Here is a 17,717-nt window from a genome sequence, read left to right on the forward strand (position 1 = left end):
AATAGTAGTTACAATTTAAAAAAGTGCCACATTATATGACAACTTTATAGATATACAAAATTTCGGCTATTTTAACCATCAAAATAAAAAATTCTCCATCTTTCTTTTTCTCATTTTTGATTTTTTTCATTTTTATATTAAAAAAATTGATCTTTATTGCAAATAATAATATTTCTCACTATTATTCAACCTCAATATTTTTGATGTTTTTCATATATTTATTTTTCTCGTCCAACACTGGAATTCTTTTATGAGTAAATTCAACCTTCACCCTCTAACGCTTGCACTTTGTACGTTTAGCGCCTCTGTGACTTATGCGCAAACAACGACGACTTCAGAAGAAGATACGATTCAACAGCTCGATACAGTTGTATTTACAGCTTCGGGTTTCGAACAAAAATTAAAAAATGCACCTGCAAGTATTAGTGTGGTGTCAAAAGAAGACATTGAGAAAAAAAATGCAACGTCTATCGCTGACTTATTGGTTGATGTTCCTGGACTAGATTTACGTGATGGTGTCGGTAAGACATCTGGTTTAAATATTAAAATGCGTGGTTTAGACGCACCTTATACGCTCATTTTGATTGATGGTAGACGCCAATCAACGTCTAACGATGTCACACCTAATGGTTTTGGTGAAACATCAAGTGGTTATTTGCCTCCTCTGTCTTCAATTGAACGTATTGAAGTGATTCGTGGACCAATGGCAACACGTTATGGTTCAGAAGCAATGGGCGGTGTGATTAACATTATTACAAAAAAAATTAGCAATGAATGGCGTGGCAATATTACTGTTGGCGGTAATATTATGGAACATAAAGGCGAAGCAGATTCGTGGAAGTCAAGCTTTGTGGTAAATGGTCCTATTATTCAAGACCGTTTAGGTTTACAACTTCGTGGTAGTTATTTAGATCGTCAAAAATCAGAGCGTATTCCTGGTACAGCAGGACGAGATCCGCGTCCAAGTGAAAGCGACAACTTCGATTTTGGCACAAAATTAAATCTCAAACTCAATGAACAAAATAGTCTTTGGTTCGATGCGTTTCATTCTTCTCAAAACTATCAAAATGACGATAACCGTTTAGGTACTCAAGATACTGCGAAAAAAGCCAATGGTTATCAAGATGAATTAGAGTTTAATCGTACTCAATTTTCTGTGGGTCATGATGGCGATTATGCACTTGGAACATGGAAATCATACGCTAGCCACACCACAACTGAAACGATTGGACGTACAATTCCAAATAATACTTTTCCAAATAATATCGCTTCTGGTGCTGATCGTACTTTAGAAAATACCGATTTGGTTATAGATACTCATTTTATTGCTCCTATTGCCAACCATAAAGTTACCGTTGGTGCTGAATATAAAGAAGCCACTGTTGCCGATGGTATTGCTGGCGTTGGTTCTGAGTTTAAAAAGGACTCTTGGTCTTTATACGCTGAAAATGAATGGAAGATGTTAGATAATCTTCGTATGACTTTAGGCGGTCGTTTTGAAGAACATAGTGGTTTTGGTGGGCACTTTAGTCCACGTGCATATTTAGTTTGGAATGCAACAAATGCGATCACCTTAAAAGGTGGAGTAAGTACAGGTTATAAAGCCCCTTCTGCAAAAGACTTACATAATGGAATCATTAGTGTCAGTGGACAAGGCACCAGTTTTGGTATTGGTTCACCGAACTTAAAGCCTGAAGAGTCAACGAACTATGAACTTGGTTTTTACTTTAACCAAGGTGATTTAGACTTTTCAACAACAATCTTCCATACCAAAATCAAAGATCGTTTTACCACTGGACCTGAAATTTTAAACTGTAATTATACAGTAAATGGTCAGCAGCCTAATTTAAATAATCCAAGTTGTATCAGCTTTGGTGCACATATCACTGACCAAAAATCATTTTCACAAAAAACCAATGCAGATGAAGCAAAGTCTGAAGGTGTAGAAGTGAGTTTAAAATATAACATTCTGCCTGAATGGGATATAAAAACTGCCTATACCTATATGGAAACAGAAATTACTAAAGGCAAAGACAAAGGAAATGCTTTAAGTAATGTGCCTAAAAATGCTTTTAATACAACATCAACATGGCATATCAACGATCAATTTGACCTTTGGTTACAACACGAATATAAGTCAAGCCGTACACGTTATGACACGGAACAAACCGCAGGAACTGATGCCGCAATTATTTATGAATTAACAAATAATAAATTAAAGGGTTATAACCTCTTTAACTTAGGTGCAAGTTATAGCGTAAATGATCAATTACGATTTAATGGTGCAATTAACAATTTGTTAGATAAAGACTTTGCTGGGAACCAAAGCTATATAAATTCTAAAGGTGAATTAGCCACTGCTTACGATTATATGTCCATTGGTTCAGGTATGGATGGAACCTACTTACCTGGACGAAACTTCTGGTTATCTGTCTCTTATGACTTTTAATCAGTAAAAACAATAAAAAACCCTCTTACGAGAGGGTTTTTAAATTTACAATACAAATCAAAAACTTAATAAAAAATTACACTTTTCTTCATTTTTTTTACTTATTGATATAATTTCACCTATTGTTAAAACCAATTACAAAAAATAGTGATAAAGAATAAGAATTATTATTATTCGCATACAAATTTGCATTACTCTCTAGTGAGTCTCCATGTCATTTATCAAATCACGTAAAAAGGTTGTTGTTTCGGCTCTTGCATCCTCTTTATCTGTTATGGCAACAACTGCCATTGCCCAAGAAGAAGTGCAACAACTACCTACTATTCATGCTCAAGCTCACGCAACAAAACAACAAAGCTTAAAAGTCGATGAATCTGCTAACTCCAAATTTGTAGCACCACTTTTAGACACACCAAAATCAGTTTCTGTTATTTCAAAAAAATTGATCGAAGATACACAAGTAACAACACTTGCAGATGCACTGCGCACAGTACCAGGGATTACTTTAGGTGCAGGTGAAGGCGGCAACCCAAATGGTGACCGCCCTATTATTCGTGGTTATAACTCTGAAAGTTCAATGTATGTCGATGGTGTGCGTAATGCCACTTCACAAAACCGTGATATGTTTGCTGTTGAACAAGTTGAAATCACGAAAGGCTCTTCATCTTCTCTAGGTGGTGCAGGCTCTGTTGGTGGTAGTGTAAACATGATTTCTAAAGTCGCTAAAAAAGGCGATTCTTTAGAAGGTTCTGTAGCTGGCGGTACAGACAATTACCAACGTATTACCCTTGATGGTAATAAAGACTTTGGTAATGGTATTGCTGCTCGTGTTGCTGTGATGGGACACCATAATGAAAAAGCTGGTCAAGCCGATGGTGCTGAATACAAACGTGTCGGGATTGCACCAAGTATTACTTTTGGTTTAGATACTCCAACACGTACTACAGCTAGCTACTATTATTTAAAATCTGATGATACGCCTGATTCTGGTGTGCCATATCAGTATGATAAAGATAAAAAAGCCACTGCAGGTAAACCTGTCAATGTAAAACAAGGCATTTACTATGGTTTACTTGATCGTGATTTCCAAAAGCAAGAAAATCATATTGCAACATTAAAAGTTGAACATGATTTAACAGATAATTTAACGCTTTCAAATACTGCTATTTATAGTAAATCTAAAAATGATTATTTATGGACACAGCCTGATGACTCAAAAGGTAATGTTCTAAATGATAAAGTATGGCGTCGTATCAACTCACGTATTACAGATACAGATATCTTCACAGATCAACTTTCTTTAACAGGTAAATTCAACACAGGTACAATTAAACATCGCTTTAATTTGGGTGCTGAATATTCTGACCAAGAATCTGATAAAGGAAGTTATTCAACAACTTATCCAGGTTATAAAGATTCAACTACGGGTGGTTTTAACAGCAACTGTGCAAATAATGACGCATGGTGTACTTCGCTCACCAATCCAAACCCTCATGACCCATGGTTAGGAACAGCGACAGCGAATCGTAATACCACTACGACCACAACAAAAAATACATCTGTTTATTTCTTAGACAATATTGAGTTTACTCCACAATGGTTGCTTGATTTAGGTGTACGTTGGGATAAATTTGATACTGAACAAGTAACAAATGCGACAGGTGAAAAAATCGAAAATGATAAAGATTTCTTCACTTATCAAGCGGGTTTAACCTTTAAACCTGTTGAAAATGGTTCAATTTATGCGAGCTACGCAACATCTGCTAACCCTGTAGGTGTCGATGCTGGTGATGGTTCTGAAAGCATTGGTAAAGCTTATATGGACTTAAAACCAGAAGAAGCTCGTACCATTGAATTGGGTACAAAATGGGATTTATTTAATGATAAACTCAATTTAACCGCAGCAGTTTTCCGTACAGAAAAGCAAAATACACGTATTCAACTTGATGCAGGCACATATACCAACGGTGGTGAAAGCAAAGTTGATGGTGTTGAGTTAACTGCAAATGGTAAAATCACAGATAAATGGGATATCACTGCGGGTTATTCTTATTTAGACAGTGAAATGACAAATCCTGGTCCATCTTGTAACCGTCAAGGTGTTTGTACTGCTGATAATCCAGCAAAAGGCAAACAACTTCCAAATGTACCAGAACATAGTGCAACACTTTGGACAACATACAAAGTCTTACCTCAATTCACTGTAGGTGCAGGTGCATTCTATGCTGATCAAGTATTTGGCGACGCAGCAAATACTAAATGGGTTGCAGGTTATGTTCGCTACGATGCCATGGCACGTTATAACGTAAACAAAAATGTTGATTTACAACTCAATGTAAATAACCTTTCAGACAAACGCTACTTCACAAAAGCTTATGCTTCTCACTATGCAACAGAAGCAGATGGTCGTAATGCAGTACTTTCTGTGAACTTTAAATACTAAGTTCAACGAATAACGTTTTTTTAAATAGCCTCTTTAAGAGGCTATTTTTTTGTTGATTTTAAAGTTTTTGTTATACGTTTTTTAAATCAAAAACCCTTCCTCCATTTATTATCATTATTTTATTTTTCTTATAATTTCATTTATTTACCAATCGTTTAAATAGATATATTCAACCTAAATGAGCATTTTTTCCTGAGCTTTTTTTGTGAAATTCTACTTAATGGCTATTGTTATCAATAATCATTATCAATATTATTCGCGGTAAATAGTTACATGCTTTAACAATAGCTACACTTTTACTGCACATTTCCTCTTTTAGGCATCTATGCAGATCAAAACTGGACTTCGACTTTTGTAGGAATTTTCAAATGGCACGTATTCAAAGCCGTAAACACAAAACAACAACACCTCTTGTTGCTTTAGCTGCATCATTGCCTTTTTTAGCTCAAGCTGAAACTTTTAATGAAAACTCGGTCGTACAGTTACCCCAAATTGAAGCAACTGCTCAAGCCAATAAAAGTTCAGAAAACTATAAAGCCAATGAAGTAAGCTCGCCTAAATACACACAACCTATCATTGATACACCACAAACGATTTCAATCATTAAAAAAGAGTTATTACAAGAACAAGGTGCGAGTTCTTTGGTTGAAGCACTCAGAAATACGCCTGGTATTACCTTACAAATGGGTGAAAATGGCAATACAAGTGCTGGTGATACCTTTCAAATGCGCGGTTTTTCTACACAAACCTCAACATATATTGATGGTATTCGTGACCTAGGCGCTATTAGCCGCGATATTTTTAACCTTGATCAAATTGAAGTTGTAAAAGGTCCTTCAGGTGCAGAAGCTGGTCGTGGTGCGGCTTCGGGTTATATCAACTTAGTTTCAAAACTACCAACGCTAAAAAATGATCGTCAAGTAAGTGCAAGTTTTAACACTGCTGAACATGGTCGTTTAGCGGCTGATCTCAATCAAGCCATCAATGAAAACACCGCTGTACGTCTTAATGTGATGGGGCAACAAGGTGGAATCGAAGGTCGTGATTATATTGAAAACAATAGTTATGCCATTGCTCCATCGATTGCTTTTGGTTTAGACACAGACACACGTTTTTATTTATATTCACAACATGTACAGCAACGTAATATTCCTGATGGTGGTATTCCAACAATTGGCATGCAAGGTTTTTATTACAACAATACAGATGAAAAACTTCCAAGTGCATTTAGAGATGCATTAAATAAAGCCGTGAATGCTGCCTCTCCTGTAGATCGTGAAAATTTTTATGGTCATGTCGATGATCATGAAGATGTTAATGCCAACATGATTACTGCAAAAATAGAGAGTGATTTAGCAGATAATTTAAAACTGACCAATATTTCACGTTTTGGCAAAACTGAAATGAAGCGTGTTTTAACAGGTATCAATAGTTTAGTGATCACCGATTTAACCAAAGCAGAAGATCCAAATAGTTGGTTAATCACACGTTCTCGTCAAGGTGTTGATCAGGAAAATAAAATTTTAGCAAATACCACAACCTTAAATTTTAACACTCAAACAGGCATCATTGAGCACAATTTCGTTGCAGGCTTAGAACTCTTACAAGAGCAACAAAATGCTAAGACAATGTCAGCGCAAATTCCGGGGCAAGCCAACCCTGTGATTACTGCCAACATGTACAATCCTGACCGCAATCAAGTCTTAGCCAATCCACTTTACAATGGTGGATATAGTCACGGTGAAACCAATACCGCCGCTGCTTATTTATTTGACACACTTAAATTTTTAGAAGGTCGTCTACAGTTAAATGGCGGTGTTCGCATTGACTATTATGATACCGACTTTGACTCGCTTACTGTTTCAACTGACGCTAAAACTTTAGCCGTCACCAAAAAACCAACATTATTAGGTGCACATGACACTTTAATCAGTTGGAAACTCGGTGGGTTATTTAAGCCAACTGAAAAAAGCAGTATCTATGCGTCTTATGCCAAATCATTAACGCCACCAGGTAGTGCAAACTTTACTTTGTCTGATGAAGGGATCAATAGCTCTGCTGCAAAACCACAAGAAACACATCATTATGAAGTTGGTACAAAATGGGATTTACTCAATGATAAATTAGCAGTCAGTGCTGCTGCCTACTACACAGAAAATGAAAATCAATTTACTCAAGATGCAGTCACACTTGAGTCCATTCAAGAAGGTAAAACCACAGTAAAAGGTATTGAATTAAGTGCTGTAGGCAAAATCACTGATGCATGGAACATTTCTGCGGGTGTTGCCCACATGAAAACAGAACAAGAAAATCAACTCAGTGTTAATGCAACAACAGGTGCGATTACAAAAACCAATTTGGTACGTTGGTCACCTGAATGGACTGCATCACTTTGGACAACTTATGACTATGCAGGCTTCAAAGTTGGTCTAGGTGCTCGTTATGTAGATGAACAAAAGCGTGTCATTACTGACAGTACTGTACCTGCTACAATGCCAAGTATTCCTGACTATATTGTCTTTGATGCGCTGGCTGGTTATACCTTTAACAAACACGCTTCTGTAAACTTAAATATTTATAATCTTGCTGATAAAGAATATATCAGCACCTTAAATAATGGCGGTAGTCGTATGGTTTTAGGTCAACCTCGCTCTGCAACTTTAAGTTTAAACTATAAGTTTTAATTCCTCTTTCTTTTGAGCAACAAATGTCGTGTATGCTAGTCATGCACGACTTTTTATTTTTTAAAGGATGTCTTAGAACCCATGTTGTTGCATATTCCTCAAGTTTTGAATGCTGCCCAAGTCGCAGAAATCCGCCAGTATTTAGACAGTACAGAACACTGGAAAAATGGTCGTCATAGCGCAGGTGCACAAGCCCAAAAAATAAAAAATAATCTACAACTTGATGTGAATACTGAGCAATACCGAGATATTTCAAATGCCATTTTACAGGCATTAAAACAACAATTATTAATTCAATCCGCAGCACTGCCTAAACATATTTTAAGACCTTTAATTAACTGCTACCAAGACGCAGGCAATTATGGCAATCATGTTGATAACGCGATCCAAACATGTTCAGACACAGGGCAACTTATTCGTACAGATGTATCTCTTACTTTATTTTTATCAAATCCTGAAGAGTATGAAGGCGGTGAATTAGTCATTGAAGATCATTATGGAACACACGAAGTTAAACTGGATGCAGGCGATGCTATTCTCTACCCTGCAACAAGTTTACACCGTGTCGAACCTGTGACTTCAGGAAAAAGATTAGCTGCATTTACATGGATGCAAAGCATGATCAAAGATGATTGGCAACGTAATACGATGTTTAACCTAGATATGACCATCATTAAACTACGCCAACAGCTTGGTGATTCAGAAGAAGTGTTAAGTTTAACCAACCATTATCATAACCTATTACGTCAATGGGGCGAGTTATGATCAACAAACCACCATTAACAGCGCTCACACAAATTCCTCCTCATTTGCAAACCATTGCAGATTATGAACAACAGGCTGAATTACATTTGCCTGAAAATACTTGGCACTACTTACAAGGTGGTGCCATGGATGAAAAAAGTGTCCGCAACAATTTAAGTCAGTTTGATGAAATTCAACTCGTACCAAGATTGCTTAATGATCTGACTCAAGGTTCAACTCAAGTTGAAATTTTAGGGCAAACATTTCCACATCCGATTTTTCTAGCACCGATTGGGCACCAACAACAATTCCATCCTGAAGCAGAAGCAGCAACTGCACTTGCTGCTGAAGTTCTAGGCAGTAACATATTACTCAGTACCTTTACCAATACCGACATGCGTCAGTTAAAAAAAGAAAATCCATTGAAATGGTTTCAGTTATATTGGCAAGGTGATCGTGAAAAATCATTGGCTTTGGTACGTCTTGCAGAACAACACAACTTTAAAGCGATTGTGATTACAGTAGATTCACCACATACAGGCATTCGCGACCGTGAACGTCGTGTACATTTTCAACTGCCTGAAGGTATGCAACATCCACATACACCAACGCATATTCCCCTACCTGAACTCAGAGCAGATCAACATCCTGTTTTTGAAGGTTTAATGCAGATTGCACCGAAATGGGCAGATATCGAATTTGTTATTGCCAACACTGATTTACCTGTGATTTTAAAAGGTGTGTTACATCCATTGGATGCAAAAAAAGCAGTGGAAATAGGTGTCAAAGGGTTAATTATTTCCAATCATGGCGGACGGGTTTTAGATACCACCATTTGCCCCTTGCATGCTTTACAAAACATTAAAGCGATTGTGCCAAATGAATTTCCACTGTTACTTGATGGTGGCATTCGGCGTGGTACAGATGTATTTAAGGCTTTAGCAATGGGTGCATCTGCAATACTCATTGGACGCCCCTATATTTATGGTTTGGCTGTAGCAGGGGCTTTAGGTGTAGCGCATGTCATTAAAATTTTAAAGGAAGAATTTGAGATTACGATGGCTTTAATGGGAACATCTACCATCCCTGAGATTAATAAAGATTATATTTCTCAAAAATAGATGTTTTTATGAAAATATTTTTCTTATTGTTATAAATTGATGCAAATTAAGGAAAATATTTCCAGAAGCTCTGTTTTAGAATTAGTCTTAAGTTAATCCATTTACAAGCGTCAAAGGCTGACTTTATGTCGTGTTACATCCACACATAATTTAATGCCACTTTAGGCGAATATACTCCAAAAACGACTTGTAAATAGAATGCATAGACACAATCTATATTTGTAGTAAGTTGCCTTTATCCAAGAAACGAGCAACGACAACTACACAAGGAGTTACCTCATGATGTTGGCTGATCCAAGTAAAAAATACCGTCGCATGTATCAACGTGTAGACTTGCCTGACCGTCAATGGCCAGATAAAGAAATCAATAAAGCACCAATCTGGATGAGTACCGACCTACGTGATGGTAACCAAGCAATTTTTGAGCCGATGAACATTGAACAAAAATTTAAAATGTTCCAAATGTTGGTGAAAATTGGCTTTAAACATATTGAAATTGGCTTCCCTTCCGCATCTCAGGTGGACTTTGACTTCACCCGTAAATTGATCGAAGAAAATCATATTCCTGAAGATGTGTATATCGAAGTTTTGGTTCAAGCACGTGATCATTTGATTCAGCGTACCTTTGAATCTTTACAAGGTGCAAAACGTGCCATTGTGCATATCTACAACTCAAACTCTCCAACCTTCCGTCAGAAAGTCTTGAATGTAGATGTTGAAGGTGCAAAACAATTGGCGATCAATGCTGCAACCAAAGTCAAAGAATATGCAGCAAAACAGCCTGAAACAGATTTTATTTTCCAATACAGCCCTGAATGTTTTACCGCAACAGAATTAGAAGTTGCCAAAGATGTGTGTGATGCTGTCACTGAAATCTGGGAAGCATCTCCTGACAATAAAGTGATTTTGAACTTGCCTGCAACGGTTGAAGTTTCAGGTCCTCATGTCTATGCCGACCAAATCGAATGGATGCACCGCAACTTGCAACGTCGTGATGGCGTGATCATTTCTGTTCACTGTCACAATGACCGTGGTTGTGGTATTGCCGCTTCTGAATTGGCAATCATGGCAGGTGCTGACCGTGTTGAAGGCTGTGTGTTTGGTAATGGTGAACGTACAGGTAACGTCGACGTTGCAGCGATTGCCTTGAACATGTACACCCAAGGTGTTGCACCTGAATTGGATTTCTCGAACATCAACGAAATCATTGCCACTGTTGAAGAATGTACAGGTTTGCCTGTACACCCACGTCATCCGTATGCAGGTGACTTAGTCTTTACTGCGTTCTCAGGTTCACACCAAGATGCAATTAAAAAAGGTTTTGAGTTCCAAAAAGATCAAGAAATCTGGGATATGCCTTACTTGCCAATCGACCCGAAAGATTTAGGTCGTGACTATGATGCGGTGATTCGTGTCAACTCACAATCAGGTAAAGGCGGTATCGCTTACTTATTAGAATCCAACTACAACGTGGTTTTGCCACGTCGTTTACAAGTTGAATTTTCACAAGTGGTACAACAAGTTGCTGACGATGAAGGTGTAGAAGTCTCTGCACAACAAATCTGGACTTTGTTTAAAGATACTTATGTTGCGGCAAAAGATGCACATTATTCAGCAAAAAACTATCGTTTGTCTGATGAAAATGGCAATCAAGTGATTGAACTTGATGTGGTAGTCAATGGTGAAACTCAGCATTTGCGTGGTGAAGGTAACGGTCCAATTTCAGCCATTTTAAATGCGCTTCAATTGCCGATTGATGTCTTAAACTATGAAGAACGCAGCATCAGTGCTGGTGCGCATGCAAAAGCTTTGGCATTGATTGAACTTCAGGTTCAAGGTACAGGCAAATCCGCATTTGGCGCAGGTGTGCATGACAATATTGTCACCTCTTCTATTGAAGCAATTATTGCCGCGACCAACCGTTTGATTGATCAAGGCGTATTAAGCACAGATCAGGTGATCGCTGCTGCTGTTTAAACAGTTGCTTTGCAAATAAAAGACTTTAGAAAGGATGCCCCAAGTGGTATCCTTTCTTTTATGTATTTATTGAATAGAGTACTTTCACACATCAAAAAACGAACAGCTTTTTAAGTCAAAAGTGCTATTAAAATCGTCATAAAAGTCCTTTTTCTCTGAGCAAAACAAAGCACTGCTTTGTTGAAATACAAAACGTAGTGGAGAAGATGAGGATGAGGATACATCTCTGATGGTGACCTCACCCTGATCCTCTTCTACAAGGAGAGGGAACTTTTTTGCGAAATAGTGCGAAGTTCAAATGATCAAAATCTGCCATTTTCTGATCAAAAAATGGTTAATGAAAGTTATCTATTCCTCAAAATTTAAGGCGAACATTTCCTGTGTCTTTTCCAGCTGATTCTGTGGGGCTTGTTACTCCGCAAAAGTTTGAATTTGAAGAACCTTTAGAACTTGAATGTGGTCGAGTACTGCCACGTTTTGAAATCATGATGGAAACCTACGGTACGCTCAATGCAGACAAATCCAATGCGATTTTAATCTGTCATGCGCTTTCAGGTCATCATCATGCCGCAGGCTATCATCATGAAGATGATAAAAAAGCGGGTTGGTGGGATGCCTGTATTGGACCAGGAAAAGCCATTGATACTTCAAAATTCTTTGTGGTGGCACTCAATAATATTGGCGGATGTAGTGGTTCAACAGGACCAATCTCACCCAACCCTGAAAATGAAAATCGTCCTTATGGTCCAGACTTTCCTTTGGTGACTGTGCGTGATTGGGTAAAAACTCAAACTATGCTGTCTGACCGTTTAGGGATCGATGTTTGGTACGCTATTATTGGCGGTTCGTTGGGTGGGATGCAGGCATTGCAATGGTCGGTGGATTATCCTGATCGTTTGAAAAATTGTGTGATTATTGCTTCAGCACCCAAGCTTTCAGCACAAAATATTGCCTTTAACGAAGTGGCACGTCAGTCCATTTTATCTGATCCAGACTTTCATCATGGTCGTTATCTAGAACAAGACAGCTATCCAAAACGTGGCTTAATTTTAGCGCGTATGGTGGGTCACATTACCTATTTGTCTGAAGAAGCCATGAAGCAAAAATTTGGTCGTGATTTAAAATCTGGCAAATTTATGTATGGCTTTGATGTTGAATTCCAAGTCGAAAGCTATTTGCGTTATCAAGGTGAGCAATTCAGTCGTAACTTTGACGCTAATACCTATTTAATCATGACCAAAGCTTTAGATTATTTTGATCCATCCCGTGAATATGAACACTCTCTGACCAAAGCATTATCAAATACTCAATGTCGTTTCATGGTGGTGTCATTTACCACAGACTGGCGCTTCAGCCCTCAGCGTTCGCAAGAAATTGTCGATGCCTTAATTACCAATCATAAACCTGTCAGCTATTTAGATATTGATGCTGAACAAGGTCATGATTCATTTCTATTCCCTATTCCGCTGTACGTTAAGTCCTTACGTGCATTTTTAGGTGGCGAAGAACACCTTAAAACCACACCGAAGGAGGCAATCTAATGCGTATTGACCAACAACTTGCTGAAAAATGGATCAGCCCTGGGGCAAGTGTGCTCGATTTGGGTTGTGGTGATGGCGAATTATTGTCACAAATGAGCAAAAAACATCAAATTCGCGCTTATGGATTAGAAATTGATCAAGAAAAGATTGCAATTGCCGTAAGCAAAGGGTTAAATATTATACAACAAGACTTGAACCTCGGTTTGGAACGCTTTGCAGACCAGTCTTTTGACTATGTGGTTATGGCACAAGCTTTACAAGCTGTAGATGCACCTGATGTGTTATTACGCGATATGGTGCGTGTGGGGAAACAAGCCATTATTACTTTTCCTAATTTTGCACATTGGAAGACTCGCTCTTTTCTTGCGCTTAAAGGGATGATGCCTGTTTCTGATGCATTACCGTATATGTGGTACAATACCCCCAATATCCACTTATGCACCTTCCGTGATTTCGAAGCACTGTGTGCAGAAAATCAGATTAAAATTATTGATCGACTCGCTGTAAATGGGAATCAACAAGGCAGCTTTTTAAGTAAAGCTGTACCAAACTTGTTTGGCGAAGTCGCGATCTATAGAGTGAGCGCTATATGAAGAAAATCTTATTAGGCAGTACCCTATTTTTTGGGCTGCTCAGTTTTCAAGCCCATGCGGACTATATTCCTCAACAACAAAAATCAACGTCTGCATTAGCAGCACAATATGCACAAATGAACGTTGCTGATTTAGAAAAAGCGGCTAAGTCAGGACAAGCTGCTGCTCAGTTCTATTTAGCTACACGTTATCAATCAGGTACAGGTGTTGCAAAAGATTTAAAACATGCTTTTAGTTTGTTTAAATCTGCGGCTGACCAAGGTATTTCTGCGGCTCAGTTAAATGTAGGTCGTATGTATGCTGATGGTCTCGGGGTATCTAAAAACGAAACAGCAGCACGCCAATATTTTGAGAAAGCTGCAAGTCATGGTGATAACCGTGCTAGCTTTAATTTGGCAGTGATGGAAGAACAAAAGAAAAATTACATTGGTGCTTATCAATGGTATGAACTTTCAACGCGTGATGGCATGTTAGACAATAAAGTCATTAATATGTCTGAAACTAAAAAAACAGCTTTAGCTGCAAACTTAACACCTGAACAAATCCGTACTGCGCGTGACCGTGCTGATCGTTGGATTCAAACTCAATAAGTTTTATTTACTATTAATTATATAAGGAAGCACCATAAGGTGCTTTTTTTATCCTTTGAGAATATAAAGATAATAATGACAATTTAAGAGATTTTAATTCAGCTAATTTAATACAAAAAAATTACTGGCATCTTTACAGCTTATAACCACGATCACAGCCATATTTTTATACGACTAGAACTGCAATGATCAACAAGAGTCAAATAAAAACAGGGAAGATTTCATGAAATCTGTAGTTTGCCAAAATGCTGAATTAAGAATAGAAAAACTGGCTGAACTTGTACCCTTAAAAGGTCAAGTGCTACTTGAAGTTGTTCGGTGCGGGATCTGCGGTAGTGACTTACATATGCAGCATAACTGCGACCATATGCATAATCTTGCAGCAAAAGTTGGGTTTCAAGGTATCGCCAAGAATGCTGATCAATTTGTTATGGGACATGAATTTTGTGGAAAAATCATGGATTATGGTCCCAAGACACGTAAAAAATTCAAAAAAGATACCTTAGTCTGTGCGATGCCTTTATTAAAGTTTGATGATTTAGGCTACCAATCTACAGGGCTTTCACCCAATGCTTCAGGTGGCTATGCAGAACAAGTTCTAGTTCAATCTAGCCTGATGTTTGAAGTACCAAATGGTTTAGATGTTGATAGTGCAACAATGACTGAACCTATGGCAGTTGCTTTACATGCCGTTCGACGTAGTCGGATCAAAACCAATGAACCTGCGATTGTCATTGGCTGTGGTCCTGTTGGGCTTGGCATTATTTTAATGCTAAAAGCAGCAGGTGTTAAAAAAGTCATTGCCAGTGATTTCTCTGCTAATCGTAGAAAGTTGGCTGAGCGCTGTGGTGCTGACAGTGTCATTAATCCTGCAAGCAACTCCCCTTTCGAAAACTGGAAAGAACTGGGTTTATTGGGCAATGCTGCCGATGCACTCAATTATGGTTTAAGTCTTTTTGACAAAATTCAAGCCACTGGAATGCCTTGGTGGCATGCATGGCGAGTTGCAGATAAATTGGGTGCATTGCCAAAACGTGCAGTCATTTTTGAATGTGTCGGTGTACCAGGAATTCTGCAACAAATCATTGATGGTGCACCATTATTTTCCAAAATTATTGGTGTGGGTGTATGTATGCAAAGTGATCGCATTGAACCTGCACTTGCGATCAATAAAGAAATCGAAATGCAATTTGTTTTAGGTTATACCCCTTTAGAGTTTCGTGATGCCTTACATATGATTGCAGAGGGTAAAATTGATTGTTCTCCACTCATTACGGGAATTGTTGGCTTGGATGGCGTAACGAATGCTTTTTCTGCACTACGTGATCCTGAGCAACATGCCAAAATTTTAATTGATCCAAAGAAAGTTGGAACAGATATTACGATGATAAAAAGATAACTTATTTTAAATCTCTTTAATCAAAGCATCTTCGGGTGCTTTTTTTATTGGGGAATAAAATTAAAATAATCTCGATTAAATTAAACTGATAAAACTCATCTTCTCAAATGATGTACATAATCAGTTAAAATACCCACCAATATTCAAAATCAGAGCAATTGCAATGTCTGCACAAGATTGGTTATCCCAAGGAACACTAGTACTCGCAAGTAATAACAAAGGAAAAATTGCTGAATTTGAAAAAATGTTTGCTGAGTTAAAACTACCAGTCGAAGTGATTCCTCAAGGGAAACTTAATATCGAAGATGCCATAGAAGATGGTTTAAGCTTTATTGAAAATGCCATCATCAAAGCACGTCATGCTAGCCGTATTTCTGGCAAACCTGCGATTGCAGATGATTCAGGCATTTGCGTTCCTGTTCTTGGTGGTGCTCCTGGCATCTATTCTGCACGTTATGCAGGTGAACATGGTGATGATGCTGCCAATAATGCAAAACTATTAGCTGACCTAAAACCTTTGCGCAAAGATGGTCAACCAATTGATGGTATGTTCGTTTGTGTATTGGCTTTGGTACAACATGCTGATGACCCACTTCCACAAATTTTCCAAGGGATTTGGGCAGGTGAAGTCTTAGAACAAGCACGTGGTGAAAATGGTTTTGGTTATGATCCACTGTTTTTGTTGCCTGAACTAGGTATTTCAAGCGCTGAAATGAGTAAAGAAGAAAAAAATAAAATCAGTCATCGTGGGCAAGCAATGCAATTGTTTAAAGCAAGTTTGGAAAAATAAGTTCCTATAAGAAGTCCCTCTTCTTTTTTAAAGGTGAGGGACTTATTCCGCAAAGGGAGGATTCAAATCTATGATCAAAAAAAGATTTACGATGATTTGAATGACTACAACTACGATAAATGCACCACTGCGCCATACAACACACAGATCACACAACTGACAATCGTTCCTGAAGCAATATATTTAGCTGAAACACCAGTGCCTTGATAATGTGTTTCCAAAGCAACAATATTAGCAGCAGGAGGCAAGCAAAATAATAAAAACATCACACCAATATATTCGTGAATATTTGCAATCGCTAAAAAATAATAAGCAAAGCTACAAAAAACCAAGCCACAAAAAACTTTTAATAATGCAATTTTAAAGCTATAAATCAAATCAACCCAATGAACTTTTGTTTTACGTAACCACATGCCTAAAACAGACATTCCTGTAAAAACCATTCCCCACTTAGAAAACTGATAAATAGCCTCAATCCATTGATGATCTTCTAACGTCTGTAACTGTAGAACACGAAATAAAGCTGCAAGTAATAAAGCCACAACAGGAGGAGATTTTAAAACTTTTTTGAACATATCCCCTAAAGCCAAAGGTGTCGTACTCACAGAAGCAACTGCCCAAACATTACCAAAAATTGAGCCACCTACATAAATTGCAATCATTGCTGAACTTATTTCTTCACCAAATAAAGCAATCGCGATCGGAAAACCTAGCCAAGCCATATTGGTATAGCTAAAACATAGTGCCTGTAAACGATCCTTAGACAGCAGAAAATAAATAAAAAATAATAAAATGGCAGAGAAAAAACTAAAAAGCATCAAACTTAAACTGCCAGCTTGATAAAAAACCATATTGTAAATAATCACAATAGGAATAAATAAACGTGATAAAAAAGCAGAAAAAACAGCTCTAAGCTGAGGAGAAAATGAACTGTTTGCCAAAATTAAGCCACTAAAAAATCCTAAAAGCGGTAATAAAGCCGACACACGCATTCACCTAAAATAATTTCCTAAAATATTAACACGTACAAGCTTTACATAGCTTTGAAAATATCAAGACTGCACATTGTCTTTAAATTGAAATATAGACGTCACCTTTTTGTCATAGATACCTGTTGAGATAGGCTGTAATAAAAGAGGAGATTTTATCATGGCTGGATTATCGATTTGGCACGTACTGATTTTTGCAATTGTGGTCATTTTATTGTTTGGTACATCTAAACTTAAAAACTTAGGCAAAGATGTAGGTGGTGCAGTAAAAGATTTTAAAAAATCAATCAAAGATGATGATGCTACCAAAGCAGCAATTGCTGAACCTCGTACTTTAGAACATCAAAATACCAGTGATGTGAATTCTACAGTAAAGCACTAACACACGGAGAGATTA

Annotated in this window: 13 protein-coding genes; 12 read left to right on the forward strand and 1 reads right to left on the reverse strand. The window is 37.7% G+C overall.

Annotation, left to right across the window (positions count from 1 at the left end; all coding sequences use genetic code 11):
- Positions 1-250: 250 nt before the first annotated feature.
- From C9E89_RS01900 to rdgB, 11 genes are all read left to right on the forward strand, one after another.
- Positions 251-2,449, forward strand: a complete 2,199-nt coding sequence (locus C9E89_RS01900; RefSeq protein WP_107006754.1) for a TonB-dependent receptor domain-containing protein — start codon at positions 251-253, stop codon at positions 2,447-2,449.
- 211 nt (positions 2,450-2,660) lie between these two features.
- On the forward strand, positions 2,661-4,892 hold the full coding sequence (locus tag C9E89_RS01905; RefSeq protein ID WP_107006755.1) for a TonB-dependent receptor: 2,232 nt from the start codon (positions 2,661-2,663) through the stop codon (positions 4,890-4,892).
- Between the two features lie 368 nt (positions 4,893-5,260).
- A complete protein-coding gene (locus tag C9E89_RS01910) occupies positions 5,261-7,576 on the forward strand; it encodes a catecholate siderophore receptor Fiu (RefSeq protein WP_107006756.1) in 2,316 nt (771 codons plus the stop codon).
- Positions 7,577-7,657: 81 nt separating this feature from the next.
- The gene (locus C9E89_RS01915) at positions 7,658-8,341 is read left to right on the forward strand and encodes a Fe2+-dependent dioxygenase (protein ID WP_107006757.1); all 684 of its coding nucleotides are present in this window, start codon (positions 7,658-7,660) and stop codon (positions 8,339-8,341) included.
- A complete protein-coding gene (locus tag C9E89_RS01920) occupies positions 8,338-9,441 on the forward strand; it encodes an alpha-hydroxy acid oxidase (protein WP_107006758.1) in 1,104 nt (367 codons plus the stop codon). Before C9E89_RS01915 ends, C9E89_RS01920 begins: the two co-directional genes overlap by 4 nt.
- Before the next feature lie 279 nt (positions 9,442-9,720).
- Positions 9,721-11,418, forward strand: a complete 1,698-nt coding sequence (gene leuA, locus C9E89_RS01925) for a 2-isopropylmalate synthase (protein ID WP_107006759.1) — start codon at positions 9,721-9,723, stop codon at positions 11,416-11,418.
- Positions 11,419-11,798: 380 nt separating this feature from the next.
- Positions 11,799-12,959 carry a homoserine O-succinyltransferase MetX gene (metX, locus tag C9E89_RS01930; RefSeq protein WP_107006760.1) on the forward strand — a complete coding sequence of 387 codons (1,161 nt, stop codon included), beginning with the start codon at positions 11,799-11,801 and terminating at the stop codon, positions 12,957-12,959.
- Positions 12,959-13,552, forward strand: coding sequence for a methionine biosynthesis protein MetW (gene metW / locus C9E89_RS01935; protein WP_107006761.1), 594 nt, complete (start codon positions 12,959-12,961; stop codon positions 13,550-13,552). Before metX ends, metW begins: the two co-directional genes overlap by 1 nt.
- Positions 13,549-14,142 carry a tetratricopeptide repeat protein gene (locus tag C9E89_RS01940; RefSeq protein ID WP_107006762.1) on the forward strand — a complete coding sequence of 198 codons (594 nt, stop codon included), beginning with the start codon at positions 13,549-13,551 and terminating at the stop codon, positions 14,140-14,142. Before metW ends, C9E89_RS01940 begins: the two co-directional genes overlap by 4 nt.
- A gap of 223 nt (positions 14,143-14,365) precedes the next feature.
- Positions 14,366-15,541: a zinc-binding dehydrogenase gene (locus C9E89_RS01945; RefSeq protein ID WP_107006763.1), complete on the forward strand. Its 1,176-nt coding sequence runs from the start codon at positions 14,366-14,368 to the stop codon at positions 15,539-15,541.
- Between the two features lie 163 nt (positions 15,542-15,704).
- Positions 15,705-16,331, forward strand: coding sequence for an RdgB/HAM1 family non-canonical purine NTP pyrophosphatase (rdgB, locus tag C9E89_RS01950; protein ID WP_107006764.1), 627 nt, complete (start codon positions 15,705-15,707; stop codon positions 16,329-16,331).
- A gap of 110 nt (positions 16,332-16,441) precedes the next feature.
- On the opposite strand, the gene C9E89_RS01955 is transcribed toward rdgB, so the two are convergent.
- Positions 16,442-17,317, reverse strand: coding sequence for an AEC family transporter (locus C9E89_RS01955; protein WP_107006931.1), 876 nt, complete (start codon positions 17,315-17,317; stop codon positions 16,442-16,444).
- Between the two features lie 163 nt (positions 17,318-17,480).
- Here C9E89_RS01955 and tatA point away from each other — a divergent pair, with 163 nt between their 5' ends.
- Positions 17,481-17,702 (forward strand): Sec-independent protein translocase subunit TatA, encoded by a 222-nt coding sequence (gene tatA, locus C9E89_RS01960; protein WP_107006765.1) that lies wholly within the window; start codon positions 17,481-17,483, stop codon positions 17,700-17,702.
- Positions 17,703-17,717: the final 15 nt, after the last annotated feature.

The organism is Acinetobacter sichuanensis (assembly GCF_003024515.2).
GTDB lineage: Bacteria > Pseudomonadota > Gammaproteobacteria > Pseudomonadales > Moraxellaceae > Acinetobacter > Acinetobacter sichuanensis.

Bases quoted from the DNA above. Each gene is read 5' to 3' on its own strand.
- C9E89_RS01900 (WP_107006754.1), top strand. From the start codon at position 251: ATGAGTAAATTCAACCTTCACCCTCTAACGCTTGCACTTTGTACGTTT.
- C9E89_RS01905 (WP_107006755.1), top strand. From the start codon at position 2,661: ATGTCATTTATCAAATCACGTAAAAAGGTTGTTGTTTCGGCTCTTGCA.
- C9E89_RS01910 (WP_107006756.1), top strand. From the start codon at position 5,261: ATGGCACGTATTCAAAGCCGTAAACACAAAACAACAACACCTCTTGTT.
- C9E89_RS01915 (WP_107006757.1), top strand. From the start codon at position 7,658: ATGTTGTTGCATATTCCTCAAGTTTTGAATGCTGCCCAAGTCGCAGAA.
- C9E89_RS01920 (WP_107006758.1), top strand. From the start codon at position 8,338: ATGATCAACAAACCACCATTAACAGCGCTCACACAAATTCCTCCTCAT.
- leuA (WP_107006759.1), top strand. From the start codon at position 9,721: ATGATGTTGGCTGATCCAAGTAAAAAATACCGTCGCATGTATCAACGT.
- metW (WP_107006761.1), top strand. From the start codon at position 12,959: ATGCGTATTGACCAACAACTTGCTGAAAAATGGATCAGCCCTGGGGCA.
- C9E89_RS01940 (WP_107006762.1), top strand. From the start codon at position 13,549: ATGAAGAAAATCTTATTAGGCAGTACCCTATTTTTTGGGCTGCTCAGT.
- C9E89_RS01945 (WP_107006763.1), top strand. From the start codon at position 14,366: ATGAAATCTGTAGTTTGCCAAAATGCTGAATTAAGAATAGAAAAACTG.
- rdgB (WP_107006764.1), top strand. From the start codon at position 15,705: ATGTCTGCACAAGATTGGTTATCCCAAGGAACACTAGTACTCGCAAGT.
- tatA (WP_107006765.1), top strand. From the start codon at position 17,481: ATGGCTGGATTATCGATTTGGCACGTACTGATTTTTGCAATTGTGGTC.